Source organism: Streptomyces sp. AP-93 (assembly GCF_022808175.1).
Taxonomy (GTDB): domain Bacteria; phylum Actinomycetota; class Actinomycetes; order Streptomycetales; family Streptomycetaceae; genus Streptomyces.
In genome coordinates this window covers 386910-404474 of the sequence record NZ_JALGBX010000004.1, presented here as the reverse complement: position 1 = coordinate 404474, position 17565 = coordinate 386910, and the positions used below count along the sequence as shown (strand labels likewise).

General features: G+C 69.8%; 15 protein-coding genes. 7 read left to right on the top strand and 8 right to left on the bottom strand.

Annotation, left to right across the window (positions count from 1 at the left end; all coding sequences use genetic code 11):
* Positions 1-11: 11 nt before the first annotated feature.
* The 5 genes from kdpB (MTF69_RS09635) to kdpF (MTF69_RS09615) form a co-directional block, all read right to left on the bottom strand.
* Complete coding sequence (kdpB, locus tag MTF69_RS09635) at positions 12-2111, bottom strand: potassium-transporting ATPase subunit KdpB (RefSeq protein ID WP_243332548.1); 2100 nt, start codon at positions 2109-2111, stop codon at positions 12-14.
* Positions 2108-3772, bottom strand: a complete 1665-nt coding sequence (gene kdpA / locus MTF69_RS09630; protein ID WP_243332546.1) for a potassium-transporting ATPase subunit KdpA — start codon at positions 3770-3772, stop codon at positions 2108-2110. The genes kdpB (MTF69_RS09635) and kdpA overlap by 4 nt, the downstream gene beginning before the upstream one ends.
* 6 nt (positions 3773-3778) lie before the next feature.
* Positions 3779-3868 carry a K(+)-transporting ATPase subunit F gene (gene kdpF, locus MTF69_RS09625; RefSeq protein ID WP_063789431.1) on the bottom strand — a complete coding sequence of 30 codons (90 nt, stop codon included), beginning with the start codon at positions 3866-3868 and terminating at the stop codon, positions 3779-3781.
* Positions 3869-4106: 238 nt separating this feature from the next.
* Entirely contained in the window at positions 4107-4865 is a 759-nt protein-coding gene (locus MTF69_RS09620; RefSeq protein ID WP_243332544.1) for a DUF4118 domain-containing protein, read from the bottom strand.
* Positions 4866-4912: 47 nt separating this feature from the next.
* Positions 4913-5002: a K(+)-transporting ATPase subunit F gene (gene kdpF, locus MTF69_RS09615; protein ID WP_243332542.1), complete on the bottom strand. Its 90-nt coding sequence runs from the start codon at positions 5000-5002 to the stop codon at positions 4913-4915.
* Between the two features lie 274 nt (positions 5003-5276).
* On the opposite strand from kdpF (MTF69_RS09615), the gene MTF69_RS09610 reads away from it, so the two are divergent.
* The 3 genes from MTF69_RS09610 (at position 5277) to MTF69_RS09600 (ending at position 10628) form a co-directional block, all read left to right on the top strand.
* Positions 5277-7154: an APC family permease gene (locus MTF69_RS09610; protein WP_243332541.1), complete on the top strand. Its 1878-nt coding sequence runs from the start codon at positions 5277-5279 to the stop codon at positions 7152-7154.
* A gap of 259 nt (positions 7155-7413) precedes the next feature.
* Positions 7414-9567, top strand: coding sequence for a potassium-transporting ATPase subunit KdpB (kdpB, locus tag MTF69_RS09605; protein WP_243332537.1), 2154 nt, complete (start codon positions 7414-7416; stop codon positions 9565-9567).
* A gap of 254 nt (positions 9568-9821) precedes the next feature.
* Positions 9822-10628, top strand: a complete 807-nt coding sequence (locus MTF69_RS09600; RefSeq protein ID WP_243332535.1) for an SDR family NAD(P)-dependent oxidoreductase — start codon at positions 9822-9824, stop codon at positions 10626-10628.
* A 69-nt stretch (positions 10629-10697) separates the two neighbouring features.
* Here MTF69_RS09600 and MTF69_RS09595 read toward each other — a convergent pair whose 3' ends face one another.
* Entirely contained in the window at positions 10698-11258 is a 561-nt protein-coding gene (locus MTF69_RS09595; protein ID WP_243332533.1) for a hypothetical protein, read from the bottom strand.
* Between the two features lie 236 nt (positions 11259-11494).
* Here MTF69_RS09595 and MTF69_RS09590 point away from each other — a divergent pair, with 236 nt between their 5' ends.
* Positions 11495-12181 (top strand): response regulator, encoded by a 687-nt coding sequence (locus MTF69_RS09590; RefSeq protein WP_243332531.1) that lies wholly within the window; start codon positions 11495-11497, stop codon positions 12179-12181.
* Between the two features lie 136 nt (positions 12182-12317).
* Positions 12318-13133, top strand: a complete 816-nt coding sequence (locus tag MTF69_RS09585) for a sulfite exporter TauE/SafE family protein (protein ID WP_243332530.1) — start codon at positions 12318-12320, stop codon at positions 13131-13133.
* Between the two features lie 163 nt (positions 13134-13296).
* Here MTF69_RS09585 and MTF69_RS09580 read toward each other — a convergent pair whose 3' ends face one another.
* Positions 13297-14109 (bottom strand): SDR family NAD(P)-dependent oxidoreductase, encoded by an 813-nt coding sequence (locus MTF69_RS09580; RefSeq protein WP_243332528.1) that lies wholly within the window; start codon positions 14107-14109, stop codon positions 13297-13299.
* Positions 14110-15038: 929 nt separating this feature from the next.
* Here MTF69_RS09580 and MTF69_RS09575 point away from each other — a divergent pair.
* Both MTF69_RS09575 and MTF69_RS09570 read left to right on the top strand, forming a co-directional pair.
* The gene (locus MTF69_RS09575) at positions 15039-16976 is read left to right on the top strand and encodes an APC family permease (protein ID WP_243332526.1); all 1938 of its coding nucleotides are present in this window, start codon (positions 15039-15041) and stop codon (positions 16974-16976) included.
* Positions 16977-17060: 84 nt separating this feature from the next.
* On the top strand, positions 17061-17237 hold the full coding sequence (locus MTF69_RS09570) for a hypothetical protein (protein WP_243332524.1): 177 nt from the start codon (positions 17061-17063) through the stop codon (positions 17235-17237).
* A 66-nt stretch (positions 17238-17303) separates the two neighbouring features.
* On the opposite strand, the gene MTF69_RS09565 is transcribed toward MTF69_RS09570, so the two are convergent.
* Complete coding sequence (locus MTF69_RS09565; RefSeq protein WP_308401383.1) at positions 17304-17558, bottom strand: VOC family protein; 255 nt, start codon at positions 17556-17558, stop codon at positions 17304-17306.
* Positions 17559-17565: the final 7 nt, after the last annotated feature.

The window sequence follows — 17565 nt, the reverse complement described above, 5'->3', positions numbered from 1 at the left end:
CACGCACCTAATCAGGAGAGGCCGGGGATGAGGGAGATGAGCAGGTCGATGATCTTGATGCCGATGAACGGGGCGATGAGGCCGCCGAGTCCGTAGATTCCGATGTTGCGGCGGAGCATCTTGTCGGCGCTGGTCGGCTTGTATTGGACGCCCTTGAGGGCGAGCGGGACGAGCGCGATGATGATCAGCGCGTTGAAGATGACCGCGGAGAGGATCGCCGACTCCGGCGAGGCCAGGCCCATGATGTTGAGCTTGTCGAGGCCCGGGTAGACCACGGCGAACATGGCGGGGATGATCGCGAAGTACTTGGCGACGTCGTTGGCGATGGAGAAGGTGGTCAGGGCGCCGCGGGTGATCAGCAACTGTTTGCCGATCTCGACGATTTCGATGAGCTTGGTGGGGTTGGAGTCCAGGTCCACCATGTTCCCGGCTTCCTTGGCGGCCGAGGTGCCGGTGTTCATGGCGACGCCGACGTCGGCCTGGGCGAGGGCCGGGGCGTCGTTCGTGCCGTCGCCGGTCATGGCGACGAGCTTTCCGCCGGCCTGTTCCCGCTTGATGAGGGCCATCTTGTCTTCGGGGGTGGCCTCGGCGAGGAAGTCGTCGACGCCCGCCTCCTCGGCGATGGCCTTGGCGGTCAGGGGGTTGTCGCCGGTGATCATGATGGTCTTGATGCCCATGCGCCGCAGCTCGTCGAAGCGTTCGCGCATGCCCTCCTTGACCACGTCCTTGAGATGGATGACGCCCAGGACACGGGCCCCGCGCCCGTCCTCCACGGCCACCAGGAGCGGTGTACCACCAGCCTCGGAGATGCGGTTGGCGAGGAGGTCGGCATCCTCGGAGACCCTGCCGCCCTGTTCCTTGACCCAGGTGATCACGGAGCCCGCCGCGCCCTTGCGGGTCTTCTTGCCGTCCACGTCGACACCGGACATGCGGGTCTGCGCGGTGAAGGGCACCCACTCGGCGCCGGTCAGCTCGCCCTGGTGGCGTTCGCGCAGGCCGTACTTCTCCTTCGCGAGGACCACGATGGAGCGGCCCTCGGGGGTCTCGTCGGCCAGCGAGGACAGCTGGGCCGCATCGGCCAGCTCGGCTTCCGTCGTGCCCTTCACCGGTACGAACTCGGAGGCCTGACGGTTGCCGAGGGTGATGGTGCCGGTCTTGTCGAGCAGGAGGGTCGAGACGTCGCCGGCGGCCTCGACTGCCCGCCCGGACATGGCCAGGACGTTGCGCTGGACCAGCCGGTCCATGCCCGCGATGCCGATGGCCGAGAGCAGGGCGCCGATGGTGGTGGGGATCAGGCAGACCAGCAGGGCCGTCAGCACGATCATCGACTGCTTGGCGCCCGCGTAGATGGCGAAGGGCTGGAGGGTGACCACCGCGAGCAGGAACACGATCGTGAGGGACGCGAGCAGGATGTTCAGCGCGATCTCGTTCGGCGTCTTCTGCCGGGCCGCACCCTCGACCAGGGCGATCATCCGGTCGATGAAGGTCTCGCCGGGCTTCGTCGTGATCTTGACGACGATCCGGTCGGAGAGCACCTTCGTTCCGCCGGTCACCGCGGAGCGGTCGCCGCCCGACTCCCGGATGACCGGGGCCGATTCGCCGGTGATGGCCGACTCGTCCACGGACGCGACACCTTCGACCACGTCACCGTCGCCGGGGATGATGTCCCCGGCCTCGCAGACCACGAGGTCGCCGATACGCAGCTCCGTGCCGGGCACCTGCTCCTCCGCCGAGCCGTTGAGGCGGCGGGCGACGGTGTCGGTCTTGGCCTTGCGCAGGGTGTCGGCCTGGGCTTTCCCTCGGCCCTCCGCGACCGCCTCGGCGAGGTTGGCGAAGACGGTCGTCAGCCACAGCCAGGCCGTGATCGCCCAGCCGAACCAATCCGTCGGGTCCTTGATCGCCAGGACGGTCGTGACGACCGAGCCGATCAGGACGACGAACATGACCGGCGACTTGATCATGACGCGCGGGTCGAGCTTGCGGACGGCGTCCGGGAAGGACTTCAGCAGCTGCTTGGGGTCGAAGAGGCCGCCGCCCACGCGTCCGGAGTCCGGCTTGTGTCCGGTGGGCACGTCCTGGTGCGGAGCCCTGGTAGGTGTGGCGGTGCTCATGAGGCGAGCCCTTCGGCGAGCGGACCCAGCGCCAGGGCCGGGAAGTAGGTCAGACCGGTGATGATGAGGATCGTGCCGACGAGCAGGCCCGTGTAGAGCGGCTTGTCGGTGCGGAGCGTGCCCGCCGTCTCGGGGACCGGCTTCTGCTCGGCCAGCGAGCCGGCCAGCGCGAGGACGAACACCATGGGCAGGAAGCGGCCCAGCAGCATGGCGATGCCGATGGTGCTGTTGAACCACTGGGTGTCGGCGTTCAGGCCGGCGAAGGCGGAGCCGTTGTTGTTGGCGCCCGAGGTGTAGGCGTAGAGGATCTCGGAGAAGCCGTGCGCCCCGGAGTTGGTCATCGAGTTGCCCGGGGTGGGCAGGGCCATGGCCGCCGCGGTGAAGCCGAGGACCAGGGCCGGGGTGATGAGGATGTAGCAGGCGGCGAACTTGATCTGGCGGGTGCCGATCTTCTTGCCCAGGTACTCGGGGGTGCGGCCGACCATCAGGCCGGCGATGAACACCGCGATGATCGCCATGATCAGCATGCCGTAGAGGCCGGAGCCGACGCCGCCGGGCGCGATCTCGCCGAGCTGCATGCCCAGCAGCTGGATCCCGCCGCCGAGGCCGGTGTAGGAGGAGTGGAAGGAGTTGACCGCACCCGTGGACGTGAGCGTGGTGGCGACCGAGAAGATCGCGGACGCGCCGATGCCGAAGCGCGTCTCCTTGCCCTCCATCGCCCCGCCCGCGACATCGAACGCGGGACCGTGGTGGGCGAACTCGGTCCACATCATCAGCGCGGTGAAGCAGAGCCAGATGGTGGCCATCGTGGCGAGGATCGCGTAGCCCTGCTTGACGGAGCCGACGAGCTTGCCGAAGGTGCGGGTCAGCGAGAACGGGATGACCAGGATCAGGAAGATCTCGAAGAGGTTCGAGAACGGGTTGGGGTTCTCGAAGGGGTGCGCGGAGTTGGCGTTGAAGTAACCGCCGCCGTTCGTACCCAGCTCCTTGATCACTTCCTGCGAGGCGACCGCGCCGCCGTTCCACTGCTGCGAACCCCCCGTGAACTGGCCGACTTCGTGGATGCCGGAGAAGTTCTGGATCGCGCCGCAGGCGACGAGGACGAGCGCTCCGACGACGGAGATCGGGAGCAGGATGCGGACGACGCCGCGGACCATGTCGGCCCAGAAGTTGCCGAGTTCACCCGTTCGGGAGCGCGCGAAGCCCCGTACGAGGGCGACCGCGACGGCCATGCCGACCGCCGCCGAGACGAAGTTCTGCACCGCCAGGCCGCCGGTCTGGACGACGTGGCCCATGGCCTGCTCGCCGTAGTACGACTGCCAGTTGGTGTTCGCGACGAAGGACGCGGCCGTGTTGAAGGCCTGGTCCGGGTCGATCGCGGAGAAGCCGAGCGAGCCGGGCAGGATGCCCTGGGCCCGCTGGAGGCCGTAGAGGAAGAGGACGGAGACCGCCGAGAAGGCGAGGACGCCGCGGAGGTAGGCGGGCCAGCGCATTTCGGCCGACGGGTTGGCGCCGATGGCCTTGTAGATCCACTTCTCCGGCTTGTAGTGCTTCTCGGAGGAGTAGACCTTGGCCATGTAGTCGCCCAGCGGGCGGTAGGCCAGGGCGAGCGCGGCGATCAGTGCGAGGAGCTGGAGCACACCAGCGAGAACGGGACTCATCGGTGGCTAGAACCTCTCCGGGTACACGAGGGCGAGGACGAGGTAGCCGAGCAGGGAGACGGCCACGACGAGGCCGACGATGTTTTCGGCAGTCACAGCTTGGTCACCCCCCGGGCGATGAGAGCCACCAGCGCGAACACCGCGACCGTGGTGACGACGAAGGCCAGATCGGCCATCGTGAGCTCCTGAGTGAAGAGGAAGAGATGAATCGGCCAGCTGGCCGATGACGAGACAACCGTGTCTTCACCCGGGTGTTAATACGCCTTGACGTGGTCCTTACGGCGGGACGGGAACCCTTAACGCCGTCCTTACGGGGAAGGGCCGCTCCCAGGGGTCAGCCCTGATGGGAGAGGCCCGCACTGTCCAGCGCGGAGCCGGCCTGTGCGGCCAGCGCGACGGCTACGAGCCGGGCTTCCTCGGAGGGCAGGGGACGGCCCGGGAGCGGGTCGAGGAGGAAGCGGCCGTAGTAGTGGCCGCCGCCGGTGACCCGCAGTTCGGTCGCTCCGTCCGGCCAGTCGGCGTACTCGGTGATCCGGCTCCCGCGGCGGAGCCAGAGACCGCCGCCGTGCTCCAGGCGCGGCAGGTTCCCCATCAGGGTCCCGTACTCGAAGCGGCAGCCGCGCAGGCCCAGCAGGCCGACGAGTTCGCGGCGCACGTACTCGACCACGTCCTCGGGCGAGCCGCCGTCCTCGGCGAGCCGGGCGGTGCCCCGGAGGCTCGACAGGTGCGCGGCGTCGGTGACCACGACGGCCTGGAGCCGGCGTGCGCGCACGGCGAGCTGGGAGACGATCAGGCCGACGCAGAGCAGCAGGACGGCCGTCTCGATGTCGGCGCGGTCGGAGATGGCGAACCGCTGGTAGGGCCGGGTGAGGAAGAAGTCGAACCAGGCGGCCGCCGAGAGCGCGGCGATCGCTCCCGCCGGCCGGCTGCCCAGGGCGGCCACGGCGACCACCGCGACGACGAGGATCAGCGCCGCGTTCGTCGCGGAGAGATCCGTACGGAAGGGCATGAGCGCGAGCGCCGCCAGGAAGGGGACCACGAGGCCCGCGACCAGCGCGATGGGGTCGCGGAACCGGTACCAGTAGCCGGACATGTGATGCCTCCCGTCCGGACCCGCCGCTCTTGTTTCCAGAGCGTTGATCAGAACTTGTCGGGCTTGATCAGAGCGAACACGAGGTAGCCGAGCAGTGCCAGGGCGATGAGCAGGCCGACCAGGTTCTCCGCGTCCATCAAGTCTTCTCCTCGGGTGCTGGGGCGGGGCAGGTGCCGCCCATGACCAGCCTGCCTCTCGCCGGAGCCGGGACGACCCGCGACTGCGCCCTTTTGACGGCCTTCATACGCCGCCGCCACCCACGCGTATGGAACACGTGAAGAGCGGCCGGGGAGTCGTATGAATGGCGCCAAGAGTGCTGGCGGCCGTGCGGCAGGCCTCCGACGCTGTCCTCACTTTGCTCATGCGGAACTTGCTCATTCGGAACTTTGCTCACTCGGAGGGAACGGCGACATGGCCATACACCTGGGGAAACCGACCGCGGCTGTTCAGGGGCCGGGTCAGGAGGAGCCTCCTGATACGGGCGCGGGCGGGGCGGGGGACCGGCACAAGCTGACCGCCCTCCAGGGCCTGGCCGCGCTGTCGCTCGACGCGATGGCGTCGGTCGCGTACGGGCCCGAGTCGATCGTGCTGGTGCTGGCCGCGGCCGGTGCGTACGGCCTCGGTTTCACCCTTCCCGTCACCCTGGCGATCGCCGCGCTGCTCGCCGTGCTGGTGGCCTCGTACCGGCAGGTGATCGCGGCGTTCCCCGACGGCGGCGGCTCGTACGCCGTGGCGAAGAAGCACCTGGGCCGACGTACGAGCCTGGTGGCCGCGGCCTCGCTGATCCTCGACTACGTGCTGAACGTCGCGGTGTCGGTCACCGCCGGTGTGGCCGCCCTGACGTCCGCGTTCCCGGGCCTGCACGGTCAGCGGGTCTGGATCTGTCTGTCCGTGCTGGTGCTGGTCACCGCCGTGAACCTGCGCGGGGTCGTCGACTCCGCCAAGGCCTTCCTCGTGCCGACCGCCCTCTTCGTCGGCTCGATCCTCGCGATGATCACCGTGGGCCTCTTCCGCGACGGCCCGGTCAGCACCGCCTCCGCCGCCGGCCATGCCTCCGCGCTCGGCGAGGGCGCCACGACCGTAGGCGTACTCCTGCTGCTGAAGGCCTTCGCCGCCGGCTGTTCGGCGCTGACCGGTGTCGAGGCCGTCGCCAACGCCGTGCCGTCCTTCCGGGCCCCGGCCGCCCGCCGTGCCCAGCGCACTGAGGTCGCCCTCGGCGTCCTCCTCGGCGTGATGCTGATCGGCCTGTCGATCCTCATCGGCCGCTTCCACCTCCAGCCCGTCGAAGGCGTGACCGTCCTCGCTCAGCTCGCGGACGCCTCCTTCGGTCACAACGCGGCCTTCTACGTCGTCCAGTTCGCCACGATGGTGCTCCTCGCGCTCGCCGCGAACACCTCCTTCGGCGGCCTGCCCGTGCTGATGAGCCTGCTGGCCCGCGACAACCACCTGCCGCACGTCTTCGCCCTCAAGGCAGACCGCCAGGTCCACCGCCACGGCGTGGTCTGGCTGGCCCTCGTCTCGGCCGTCCTGCTCGTCTTCTCGGGCGGCGACACCAACACCCTCGTCCCGCTCTTCGCCATCGGCGTCTTCGCCGGCTTCACCATCTGCCAGGTCGGCATGGTCCTGCACTGGCGCGGCGAGCGTCCGAAGGGCTGGCAGGGCAAGGCCGCCCTCAACGGCTTCGGCGCAGTCCTGACGGGCGTCGCGGCAGTCGTCGTCACCGCGACCAAGTTCACCGAGGGCGCCTGGCTGATCGTCCTCGCCCTGCCGCTGATCGTCCTCGGCTTCGAGAAGGTCCAGCGCGCTTACGTCGAGATCGGCGAACGCCTCGAACTCGGCCGCGTCCCGCAGCCGCCGCACCGGGCCCGGTCGCTCGTCGTGGTCCCCGTCTCCGGACTGTCGAAGCTGACCTGCCAGGCCCTCACCGCAGCCCGCTCCCTCGGTGACGAAGTCCGTGCCGTGACCGTCACGCACCCGGCCCCCGAGGACCGGGAGGCAGTCGAAGCGCTGCGCAGGGACTGGGAGTTGTGGAAGCCCGGCGTCGAACTGACCGAGCTCTCCTCCGACACCCGGTCGCTCGGCCGGCCGCTGTCCGGCTACGTGCGAGAGCTCGCGCGGACGCACCCGGACGCCCAGGTGACCGTACTGATCCCGGAGACGGAACCCGCCCACCTGTGGCAGCGGATGCTCCAGAACCAGCGAGGCTCCGTCGTCGCCCACGCCGTCCGCCGCGACACCGACGCCGTCATCTGCCGACTGCGCTTCCGGATCACCGACGGCGCACGCTGACGCGCCCTTGACGGCGGCTTGACGCGTCTCGTGCGCCGCCGTCAAGAAGATGCCAATTCCCCCGCCCGGATGGGAGTTATTTGTGGAACGGGCAGTAGTTTCCTGCATGTTGCGCCGCCGGGGTCTCGCCTGCTCACGTGACGGCCGAGGGGGTCCATGGAGGGCAGCCCCCGGCGGCGACACCCCCTCTTCCGCGCCCCCCGGCCACGAACTGCCGGGGCCCCGCCACACCCCCCGAACTGAATCAGAAGGTCGCTTCATGCCTCCCGCCGCCTCCGCGCAGTACGTTCCCCCGGGTCTCGGCACCCCTCCCCGGGCCCCCGTCAACCGGCCCTCCCGGAAACGCTCCGGTCAGGTGAACGTGGTGGATCCCGAGCTCCTCGCCGCCTCCGCGCGGGAGGCCGTGGCCAAGCTCCACCCGCGCGAACTGGTCAAGAAGCCGGTGCTGTTCGTCGTCGCCGTCGGATCCGTTCTGACCACGCTGTCGGCGCTCTTCCACCCGTCCGTCTTCACCTGGGTGATCAGCGTCTGGCTCTGGCTCACCGTCCTGTTCGCCAACCTCGCCGAGGCGGTCGCCGAGGGCCGGGGGAAAGCCCAGGCCGAATCCCTGCGCAAGGCCCGTACGGACACGGTCGCGGTCCGCCTGAACCACTGGACGTACGGGGCGAACCTGAACCGGGCCGAAACCGAGGTGGTCACGCCGGCCGACCTCCAGCCCTTCGACTTCGTCCTCGTCGAAGCCGGCGAGCTGATCCCGGCCGACGGTGATGTGGTCGACGGCGCCGCGATGGTGGACGAGTCCGCCGTCACCGGTGAATCGGCTCCCGTGCTACGGGAGTCGGGCGGCGACCGGTCCGGCGTGACGGGCGGTACGACCGTACTGTCCGACGCGGTCGTCGTACGGGTCACCTCGCGCCCGGGGCACAGCTTCATCGACCGCATGATCGCCCTGGTCGAGGGTGCCAGCCGGCAGAAGACCCCGAACGAGATCGCGCTGAACATCCTGCTGGCCGCGCTCACCGTCGTCTTCGTCCTGGTGGTCCTCGCCATCCAGCCGATGGCCGCCTACGCGGGCGCCGCCCAGTCCACGACCGTTCTGGTCGCCCTCCTCGTCACCCTCATCCCCACCACCATCGGCGCCCTGCTGTCCGCGATCGGCATCGCGGGCATGGACCGGCTCGTCCAGCGCAACGTCATCGCGATGAGCGGCCGGGCGGTGGAGGCGGCCGGTGACGTGAACACCCTGCTCCTCGACAAGACCGGCACCATCACCCTCGGAAACCGCGAGGCCGCGTCCTTCATCCCGCTGCCCGGCACGGACCACATCAAGCTCGCGGACGCCGCCCAGCTGTCCTCCCTCGCCGACGAGACCCCCGAGGGCAGGTCGGTGGTCGCCCTCGCCCGGCAGTACGGCCTGGAGCCGGTGGCCGTGGAGGACCTGAGCAACCCGCGCTTCACCGCGTTCAGCGCCCGCACCCGGATGAGCGGCGTCAACCTGAGCTGGGACAACGGCGCGGGCTGCGCCATCCGCAAGGGCGCGGTGACACAGGTCTGCGACTGGGTGGTGGCACGTGGCGGGACGGTACCGACGCAGGCCGCCCAGTGGTCGGCCGCCGTCTCCGAGTCCGGCGGTACCCCGCTGCTGGTCGCGGTCCACGACTGGGACGGCCCGCGGGTCCTCGGGATCATCCACCTCAAGGACGTGGTCAAGGAGGGCATACGGGAGCGGTTCGCGGAGCTGCGCGCCATGGGGATCCGTACGGTCATGGTGACCGGCGACAACGAGCTGACGGCCCGCGCGATCGCCGCCGAGGCCGGTGTCGACGAGTACCTCGCGGAGGCCACCCCCGAGGACAAGCTGGCACTCATCAAGCGGGAGCAGGAGGGCGGCAAGCTCGTCGCGATGACGGGCGACGGCACGAACGACGCCCCGGCGCTCGCCCAGGCCGATGTGGGCGTGGCCATGAACACGGGCACCTCGGCCGCCAAGGAGGCCGGGAACATGGTGGACCTCGACTCCAACCCCACCAAGCTCATCGACATCGTCGAGATCGGCAAACAGCTCCTGATCACACGCGGCGCACTCACGACCTTCTCGATCACGAACGACGTGGCGAAGTACTTCGCGATCATCCCCGCGATGTTCACCGCGGCCTACCCCGGCCTCGAAGCCCTCAACATCATGGGCCTGCACAGCCCGACCTCCGCGATCACCTCGGCGATCATCTTCAACGCCCTGATCATCGTCGCCCTGATCCCGCTCGCCCTGCGCGGAGTCCGCTACAAGCCGGCCTCCGCACACGACCTGCTGCGCCGCAACCTCGGCGTCTACGGCCTCGGCGGCCTGATCCTGCCCTTCGTCGGCATCAAGCTCATCGACCTGCTGGTGTCCACGATCCCCGGCCTCGGCTGAAGTCCGGCAAAACCGCGTCAGAGGACCGTCAGGGCGCTTGAGCGGCGCCCTGCAGGCCAGTTGGATGGACGACGTGGTCCCGCCGGCCAATCGCCGGTCCGCAGGCGCCCCCAGCCCGTACGCGCTACGGGATGCGCGATCTGCGATACGCGATCTGCGATACGCGCTACGGGATTCGGGATCACACTTCACCGCACGGCTGAGCCCCGGCTTCTTCGGCCGCCCGCCACCGTGCCCGTCGACTGGATCCCCTCATGTCTTCGTTCCTGTCCGGCCGGACCATCATGGTCACCGGTGCCACCTCCGGCATCGGCTACGAGACCGCCCGCCAGTTGGCCGAGAGCGGCGCCACCGTCCTGCTCCACGGCCGCACCCCGGACGAGGCCCGGTCGGCCGTGAAGCGCCTCCTCGCCACCGCTGATGTCGACGCGGAGCTCCTGCGGCCGTGCGCCGCGGACTTCACGCGGCTCGACGAGGTCGAACGGCTCGCCAACCGGGTCATCACCGGCCACCCCTACCTCGACGTCCTGGTCAACAACGCCGCCGTCGCCGCCCCCGAGCGCCACACGATCACTCGCGACGGCAACGAGCTCTCCTTCCAGGTCAACTTCCTCGCCCACTACCTCCTGACGCACCTCATGGAGCCCGCACTCACCACCGACCCGGGCGGACGCGTCGTGAACGTCTCCTCCTCGATGCACCGCACCGCCTCGATCATGTGGAACGACCCGAACCGCACACGCCGTTACTCGCGCCTCGCGGCCTACGCGCAGTCGCAGCTCGCGCTCACCGTCTTCGCAGCCGACCCCCGGGTCACCGCCGTGTCCGTCAACCCGGGCATCTGCGAGACCGCGCTGAGGCCGCTGTACGGACATGAGGGCGCGGCGCCCGCCGAGGGCGCCGCACACGTCGTGCGGCTGTGCGACCCGGCAGTCGAGATCGTCAACGGCGCCTACTACGACCGCGGCGAGCGGATGCAGCCCGCCGCAGGGGCAATCGGGGACCGCACGGTCAAGCGGCTGAACAAGCTCGCGGACCAACTCGTCGGGCAGTGCGCCTGACCGCTCTCAACCCATCCACCCCGGCTACACGCCCGCGGCCGTACGGCGAGCGGAGGCGGCGTGAGCCGGTCACCGCAGGCCGGACGCCTTGAAGACCGTGTGAGCCGTCTCGCGGTCGATGCGCGCGGTCAACCGGCACAGGGCGGTCGCGCCGTACCGCAGCGTGCCGCGCCGGATGGAGGTACGGGTGTCCTTGTCCAGACACCGCCACATCGCCGGATTCCGTACGAGCACGGTCGGGTCTATCTCGACCCGGCCTCCCTCCGTGTCCCGGAGGACCAGCCGCTGGGACACCCCGTCCGACCACTGGACCGAGACGAGGCGGTCGGTGCGGACCCTGCGTGCCACCAGCAGCCCGCAGGTGCTCAGTACGCCGGGCAGGACGGAGACCCTGGGCGGCAGCATGATCACGAAGACGAGTACGGCCAGCCCGGTCCAGAGGGCACCGCGGGTCACGTCGAGTCGGCCGGCGCCTGCGTCCATCACGAACAGGGCCGTGCCGAACAGGGAAGCGACGCCGATCGCCGATCGTCGCTCACCGGCCCAGTGGACGTCCTGTGCGAGCGGGCCGGGAGGCCCCGCGTGTCCGGTTCGTATGCCGCTCTCCGACCGGGTGATTCGTCGTCCCATGCGTGCGACGTTAAGGAGGACCGGGCCCTCGGCAGCGCATCCTGACGGACTGCTGATGCCTCGGCGACGAGATCTTGACGGGGCGCCGGCAGCGGCTTCAGGGGCGCCTTGGGCGGGTGCCCGTATGGAGGTCGTCAAGCTCGCGCTCCTCGCCGTATGGACGCTGTCAAGGCGTGCCCAGGCAGCGGGAAACGGTTGTTTCATCGACTGACGTACGAGAGGAAGGCGGCACGCCGATGCCCCGGGTGCTGGTGGTGGACGACGAACCGCAGCTCGCGCGGTTGCTGGTCATCAATCTGAAAGCGCGGAAGTACGACGTGGACTGCGCGCAGGACGGCGGCACGGCCCTGGACGCCGTGGCGACCCGCCGCCCGGACGTGGTCCTGCTCGATCTCGGACTGCCCGACATGGACGGGATCGACGTGATCAAGCGGCTGCGGGTGTGGTCGCGGGTGCCCGTCCTGGTGGTCTCCGCCCGCCACGGCTCCGAGGAGAAGGTCCGGGCCCTGGACGCGGGCGCCGACGACTACATCACCAAGCCCTTCGGCATGGACGAACTGATGGCCCGGCTGGGATCGGTCGTTCGCCGAACGCCCGCGCACGCCCCGGTCGCCGCGAGCGAATCGGTCGTCGAGACCGAGGAGTTCACCGTCGATCTGATCGCGAAGAAGGCCAGGCGCGGAGGGCAGACCATCAGGCTCACGCCGACGGAATGGCACCTGCTGGAAGTCCTGATCCGCAACAAGGGCCGGCTCGTCAGCCAACGGCGCCTGCTCCAGGAGGTCTGGGGCTCCTCCTACGGAACGCAGACCAACTACCTGCGCGTCTACATGGCCCACCTCCGGCGCAAGCTCGAAGCGGACCCCTCGCACCCGCGCCACCTGATCACCGCCCCCGGTATGGGGTACCGCTTCGACGCGTGAGAGCGTCGAGTCGGCGGACCGAAAGGCGTCTGGTGCTCGGAGGTCCTGACAAAGCCCTGGGCGGGTATCCGGTGGTTCCCCCGAACGTGGGGTCGGTCCGTAGCGGTCGGGCCTGTGACCAGCGACGATGTCGTTCATGCGCACTGACCAGAACCTTGCCTCCCTCCGATCGACGCGATCGACGCCCGTCGTCTTCGGTGCGGGGGCGGCCATCGGCGTTCTGGGCGGGATGATCGGGCTGGGCGGCGCGGAGTTCCGCCTGCCGCTGCTGATCGGTCTCTTCGGGTTCGCGGCGCTCTCGGCGGTCATCCTGAACAAGGCGATGAGCCTGGTCGTGGTCCTGGTCGCGCTGCCCGCCCGGCTGGCCGCGGTCCCGGCCGCCGAGGTGGCCGCACGCTGGCCGGTCGCGGTCAACCTGCTGGCCGGCAGCCTGCTCGGCGCCTGGGCCGGAGCCGCCTGGGCGGTACGCATGCGCTCCGCCACTCTGTACAAGGTCCTCGCGGCGTTGATGGTGCTCATGGCCGCTGCCCTGGTGGTCACCCACACCACCCCCCTGGACGCCCTTGCGCTGCCGCTGTGGGCGCGGGTGCCTGCCGGAGTCGTGGCCGGGTTCGGGATCGGCGTGGTCGCGGCGATCATGGGTGTGGCCGGGGGCGAGCTGCTGATCCCGACGATCGTGCTGCTGTTCGGAGAGGACATCAAGACCGCCGGGAGCCTCTCCCTGCTGGTCTCCCTGCCGACCATGCTGGTGGCCTTCGCCCGCTACAGCCGTGACGGCAGCTTCGCCGTCCTCGGCGCCAACCTCCGCTTCACCGCGGTGATGGCAGCGGGATCGATCGCCGGCGCCGTTCTGGGCGGGCTTCTGCTCGGTGTGTTCCCGAACGCGGTCCTCATCCCCGTGCTGGCCGTGGTCCTGCTCGCCTCCGCGGTCAAGCTCGCCCGTCACGACTGACCCGACCAGGGCCGACCCCTAGCCAGGGAAGCGGGGCGGCCCTGTCGGGGCCGCCCCGCGAGGTGGGACAGCGGTCAGCCGCAGGCTCGGCCGCCGTGGTTGGCGGCCTTCTTGCGACGGGCCCTCTTCTTGCGTGCGCGCTTCGACATGGCTGTGGATCCCTTCAGGCGGTGTGGCCGACGAGGAGGTCGGCGAGCTTGTTGAGGCGCTTGACGGTGCGGTCGTCGGTGGCGGCCGGAGCCGGGGCGACGCGCTCGCCCCGGTCGTAGTAGGCGCCGTTGACGATCTCGGTGGCCGGGTCGCAGAGCCGTACGACGTGGGCCGCGCCCTCGGCTGCGGACCCGCCCTCGTTGCCGTAGAGGGGGAGGAGCCCGGTCTCGCAGATGCCGGGGTGGACGGAGACGGCGGTGACGCGCGGGTCGGCCGCGAAGACGGTCAGCGCCAGCTGGGACTGTGCGTAGGCCGCGAGGCGGGAGTACCGGCGGATGCGCTGCGGGTCGTTCCACTGGATGGCCGCGGTGCGGTGGTGTGAGGAGGAGACGTTGACGACCCGGCCGCCGGGGTCGGTGGTGAGTGCGGCTGCCAGGAGATCGGTCAGGAGGTAGTGGGCGAGGAAGTTGACCTGGAAGGAGATCTCGTTGCCGTCGGCGGTGAGGGTGTGGCGCTCGGGCGCGGCGATGGCCGCGTTGTTGACGAGTACGTCCAGGCGCGGGTGTTCGCGTACGACGCCGTGGGCGAGGTTCTCGACCTCCTCCAGCCGTGCGAAGTCGGCGGCGAGCGGACGGAGCAGGGAGCCGTCGACGCCGGCGCCGGCGGTGGCGATCAGCCGGTCGGCGGCGGCGCGGGCCTCCTCGGGCGTGCGGCCGTGGAGGAGGACGGTGGCGCCGCGCTCGGCGAGCTGGCGGGCGGTCTCGTAGCCGATGCCGGCGGTGGCGCCGGTGACGAGGACGGTACGTCCGGACAGGGATGAAGGCATGTCGGATTCCTGGTTCCTGGAAGCGGGCATGGCCGGCGGGCCCGGCGCCCCGGCACATGGCGGGGTGCGGGCTCAGCTCATGCGGTGATGGTCGAGACGCGTTCCGGCAGCCCCCGGTGAAGGGGGAGGCGGGTACGTCGATATCTCGCGCGGCCGGTGTCAGAAGGCCGGGCGGACAGCGGGCGCTGCAGGCTGCGGAGAAGTGGCCCCGGCGCGACGGATACGTCGTGACGGTGGCCGGTCTTCGTAGCGCGGACCGCTGTTCATGTCCTCATCCCAGCGGATCCGGGAGGGGCGGACAAGGCTCTGAACGGGTCCTTGACAGTGTTCTGACGCGCTTCTGGTGACGGAATCGCGGCTGGGTTCGTGCAGGTCGTCAGGTCCGCATCAAAGATCGACAACGGCGCGGAAGGAACGCGTCAGGAAGTGTTGTCGCGGCTGTCGGCCCGGCGCAGAGTGATGTGGCGACGGAGCCGGAGCCGGAAACGGATGAGGTCCGGTGGCGCGCGGCTGGTGGGCGGTGACCTGAACACCGCCGGGGAAACGCATGGCCCCACCGTGGGGGTACGGGCCGATGCGACCGCGCGCCGGTCAGCCGTCGCACACCAGATGAGCCGTCCGGCCCCGGCGGGGGACAGGGGCCGGACGGCTCGCGTCTCCTTCTTCGCACTCGCCGCGTACGTCAGCGTCGACGCCGTCCGCGTGCCGGCCGAGCGCCTCGAAGGGCGGAACCGGCTCAGCCGACCGCCGCCCTGGCAGGCGGGGATCCGGCGGCGGCGGGAGTGTGTCCGCTACGCCATCGGGAGGGTGGCCGTTAAGGACGCGTCAGGATTGGCTCAACTCCGGGCATAAGTGATCAGGCTGCGTACGCTTGCTCAGCCGTCGACGTCGATGGCTGATTCTTTGCCGTACGACAGGAGCCCACCACGATGGCCACCCCTGCCCGCACGTCGCGCCTGCGGGCGTGGATGCTGGAAGGCTTGACCGCCGAGAACAGTTCGCCCGCCGCCAAGGAGGCGGCGGCCCAGCCGCACGGCCGTCCGTGGTGGCGGGTCATGTGCCTGACGGGTCTCGACTACTTCTCCACCCTCGGCTACCAGCCCGGTATCGCGGCGCTGGCGGCCGGCCTGCTGTCGCCGCTGGCGACCATCGTGCTCGTCCTGCTCACCCTCTTCGGCGCGCTCCCCGTCTACCGGCGGGTCGCCGAGGAGAGCCCGAACGGCGAGGGCTCCATCGCCATGCTGGAGCGTCTGCTGACGTTCTGGAAGGGCAAGCTGTTCGTCCTGACCCTGCTCGGGTTCGCGGCGACCGACTTCCTCATCACCATCACCCTGTCCGCCGCGGACGCCACCGCGCACCTGGTGGAGAACCCGCACCTCACCAGCACGCTCCACGGCCATGAAGTGCTGATCACCCTGATCATGATCGCGCTGCTCGGGGCCGTGTTCCTCAAGGGGTTCAGCGAGGCCATCGGCGTCGCCGTGGTCCTGGTGGCGACCTACCTCGGCCTGAACGTCGTGGTCGTGGCCGTCGGGCTCTGGAACGTGATGACCGAACCGCACGTCATCACCGACTGGACGACCGCGCTGACCACCGAGCACGGCAACCCGTTCATGATGATCGCCATCGCGCTCATCGTGTTCCCGAAGCTCGCGCTCGGCCTCTCCGGGTTCGAGACCGGTGTCGCGGTCATGCCGCACGTCAAGGGCGACCCCGAGGACACCCAGGCCAACCCGGCCGGCCGGATCCGCGGCGCCAAGAAGCTGCTGACGACCGCGGCCATCATCATGAGCGTCTTCCTGATCAGCTCCAGCTTCATCACCACGCTCCTGATCCCGGCCGATCAGTTCAAGCCGGGCGGCGAGGCGAACGGCCGCGCCCTCGCCTACCTCGCCCACCAGTACCTGGGCTCCGCCTTCGGCACGCTCTACGACATCTCCACGATCATGATCCTGTGGTTCGCGGGCTCCTCGGCCATGGCCGGCCTGCTCAACCTGATGCCGCGCTACCTGCCCCGCTACGGCATGGCCCCGCACTGGGCCCGCGCCCTGCGCCCGATGGTCATCGTGTTCACCCTGGTCGCGTTCCTGGTGACCTGGATCTTCAACGCCGACGTCGACGCCCAGGGCGGCGCGTACGCCACCGGTGTCCTGGTCCTGATCACCTCGGCCGCCGTCGCGGTGACCATCGCGGCCCGCCGGGCCGGCGAGCGCGGCTGGACCATCGGCTTCGGCGTCATCTCCGCCGTCTTCATCTACACCACGGCCGTGAACGTCGTAGAGCGCCCGGACGGTGTGAAGATCGGCGCCTGCTTCATCGCCGGCATCATGGCCCTCTCCCTGCTCTCCCGGCTGGCGCGCGTCTTCGAGCTCCGCGTCACGGACGTGGAACTGGACGACATGGCGCAGCGCTTCATCCGCGACACGTCCAACCGCACGATCCGCTTCATCGCCAACGAGCCCGACAACCGCGACCTCGACGAGTACCGGCAGAAGAAGGAACAGATCCGCGCGGACAACGACATCCCGCCCGGCGACGACGTCATGTTCGTCGAGGTCACCGTCCTGGACGCGTCCGAGTTCGAGTCCGGCATGCGGGTACGCGGCGAAGTGCTCCACGGCCGCTACCGCGTCCTGACCCTGGAGAGCTCCAGCATCCCCAACGCCCTGGCGGCCTTCCTGCTCCACGTCCGCGACGAGACCGGTCAGCGCCCCCACATCTACTTCGAGTGGACCGAGGGCAACCCGATGGCCAACTTCCTGCGCTTCTTCCTCTTCGGACAGGGCGAAGTCGCCCCCGTCACCCGCGAGGTCATCCGCGAGGCCGAACCCGACCGCACCCGCCGCCCCCACGTCCACGCCGGCTGACGCCAGGCGACGGGGCGTCAAGAAACCGACAGGAATCCCGCCGGCTCCTCGACGCGAGGGGGATCCGGCGGGATTCTCACTGCTGTGACCATCGACTGGCGTCCCGACCGCGGCATCCACAGGACCGTACTCGCCCTCGGGGCCGGAGGCCTGGTGGTCGTCACCACCGGCGCTGCCCTCGACGTCATGTGGCTCCTGGGAATCGGGGTCTGGGGACTCATCGCGGCGATGGTGATCGAGCTCGTCTACCGGCCCGAGTGAACGCCCAGTTCTGCGGCGTCAGCCGCCCAGCGGCTCTCCAGATCCGACACCCCCGTCCCGGACGGGTCAGCCGGAGACGCAGAACTCGTTGCCGACAGGGTCCTGCAGGGTGGTCCACTCGAAGCCCGGCGCAGTGTGCTCACCGACGACCGTCGCCCCCATCTTCACGAGCCGGTCGACCTCGCCCCTGCGGTCCGGAGAGTCGAAGTCGACGTGGACGCGGTTCTTGCCCGCTTTCTTCTCGGGCACGCGCTGGAACCCCAGGACGAGCGCCCGGTCAGAGCATTGGCCCTCCAGTCGGCGAATGGTGCTGCACGGCACGGCACGG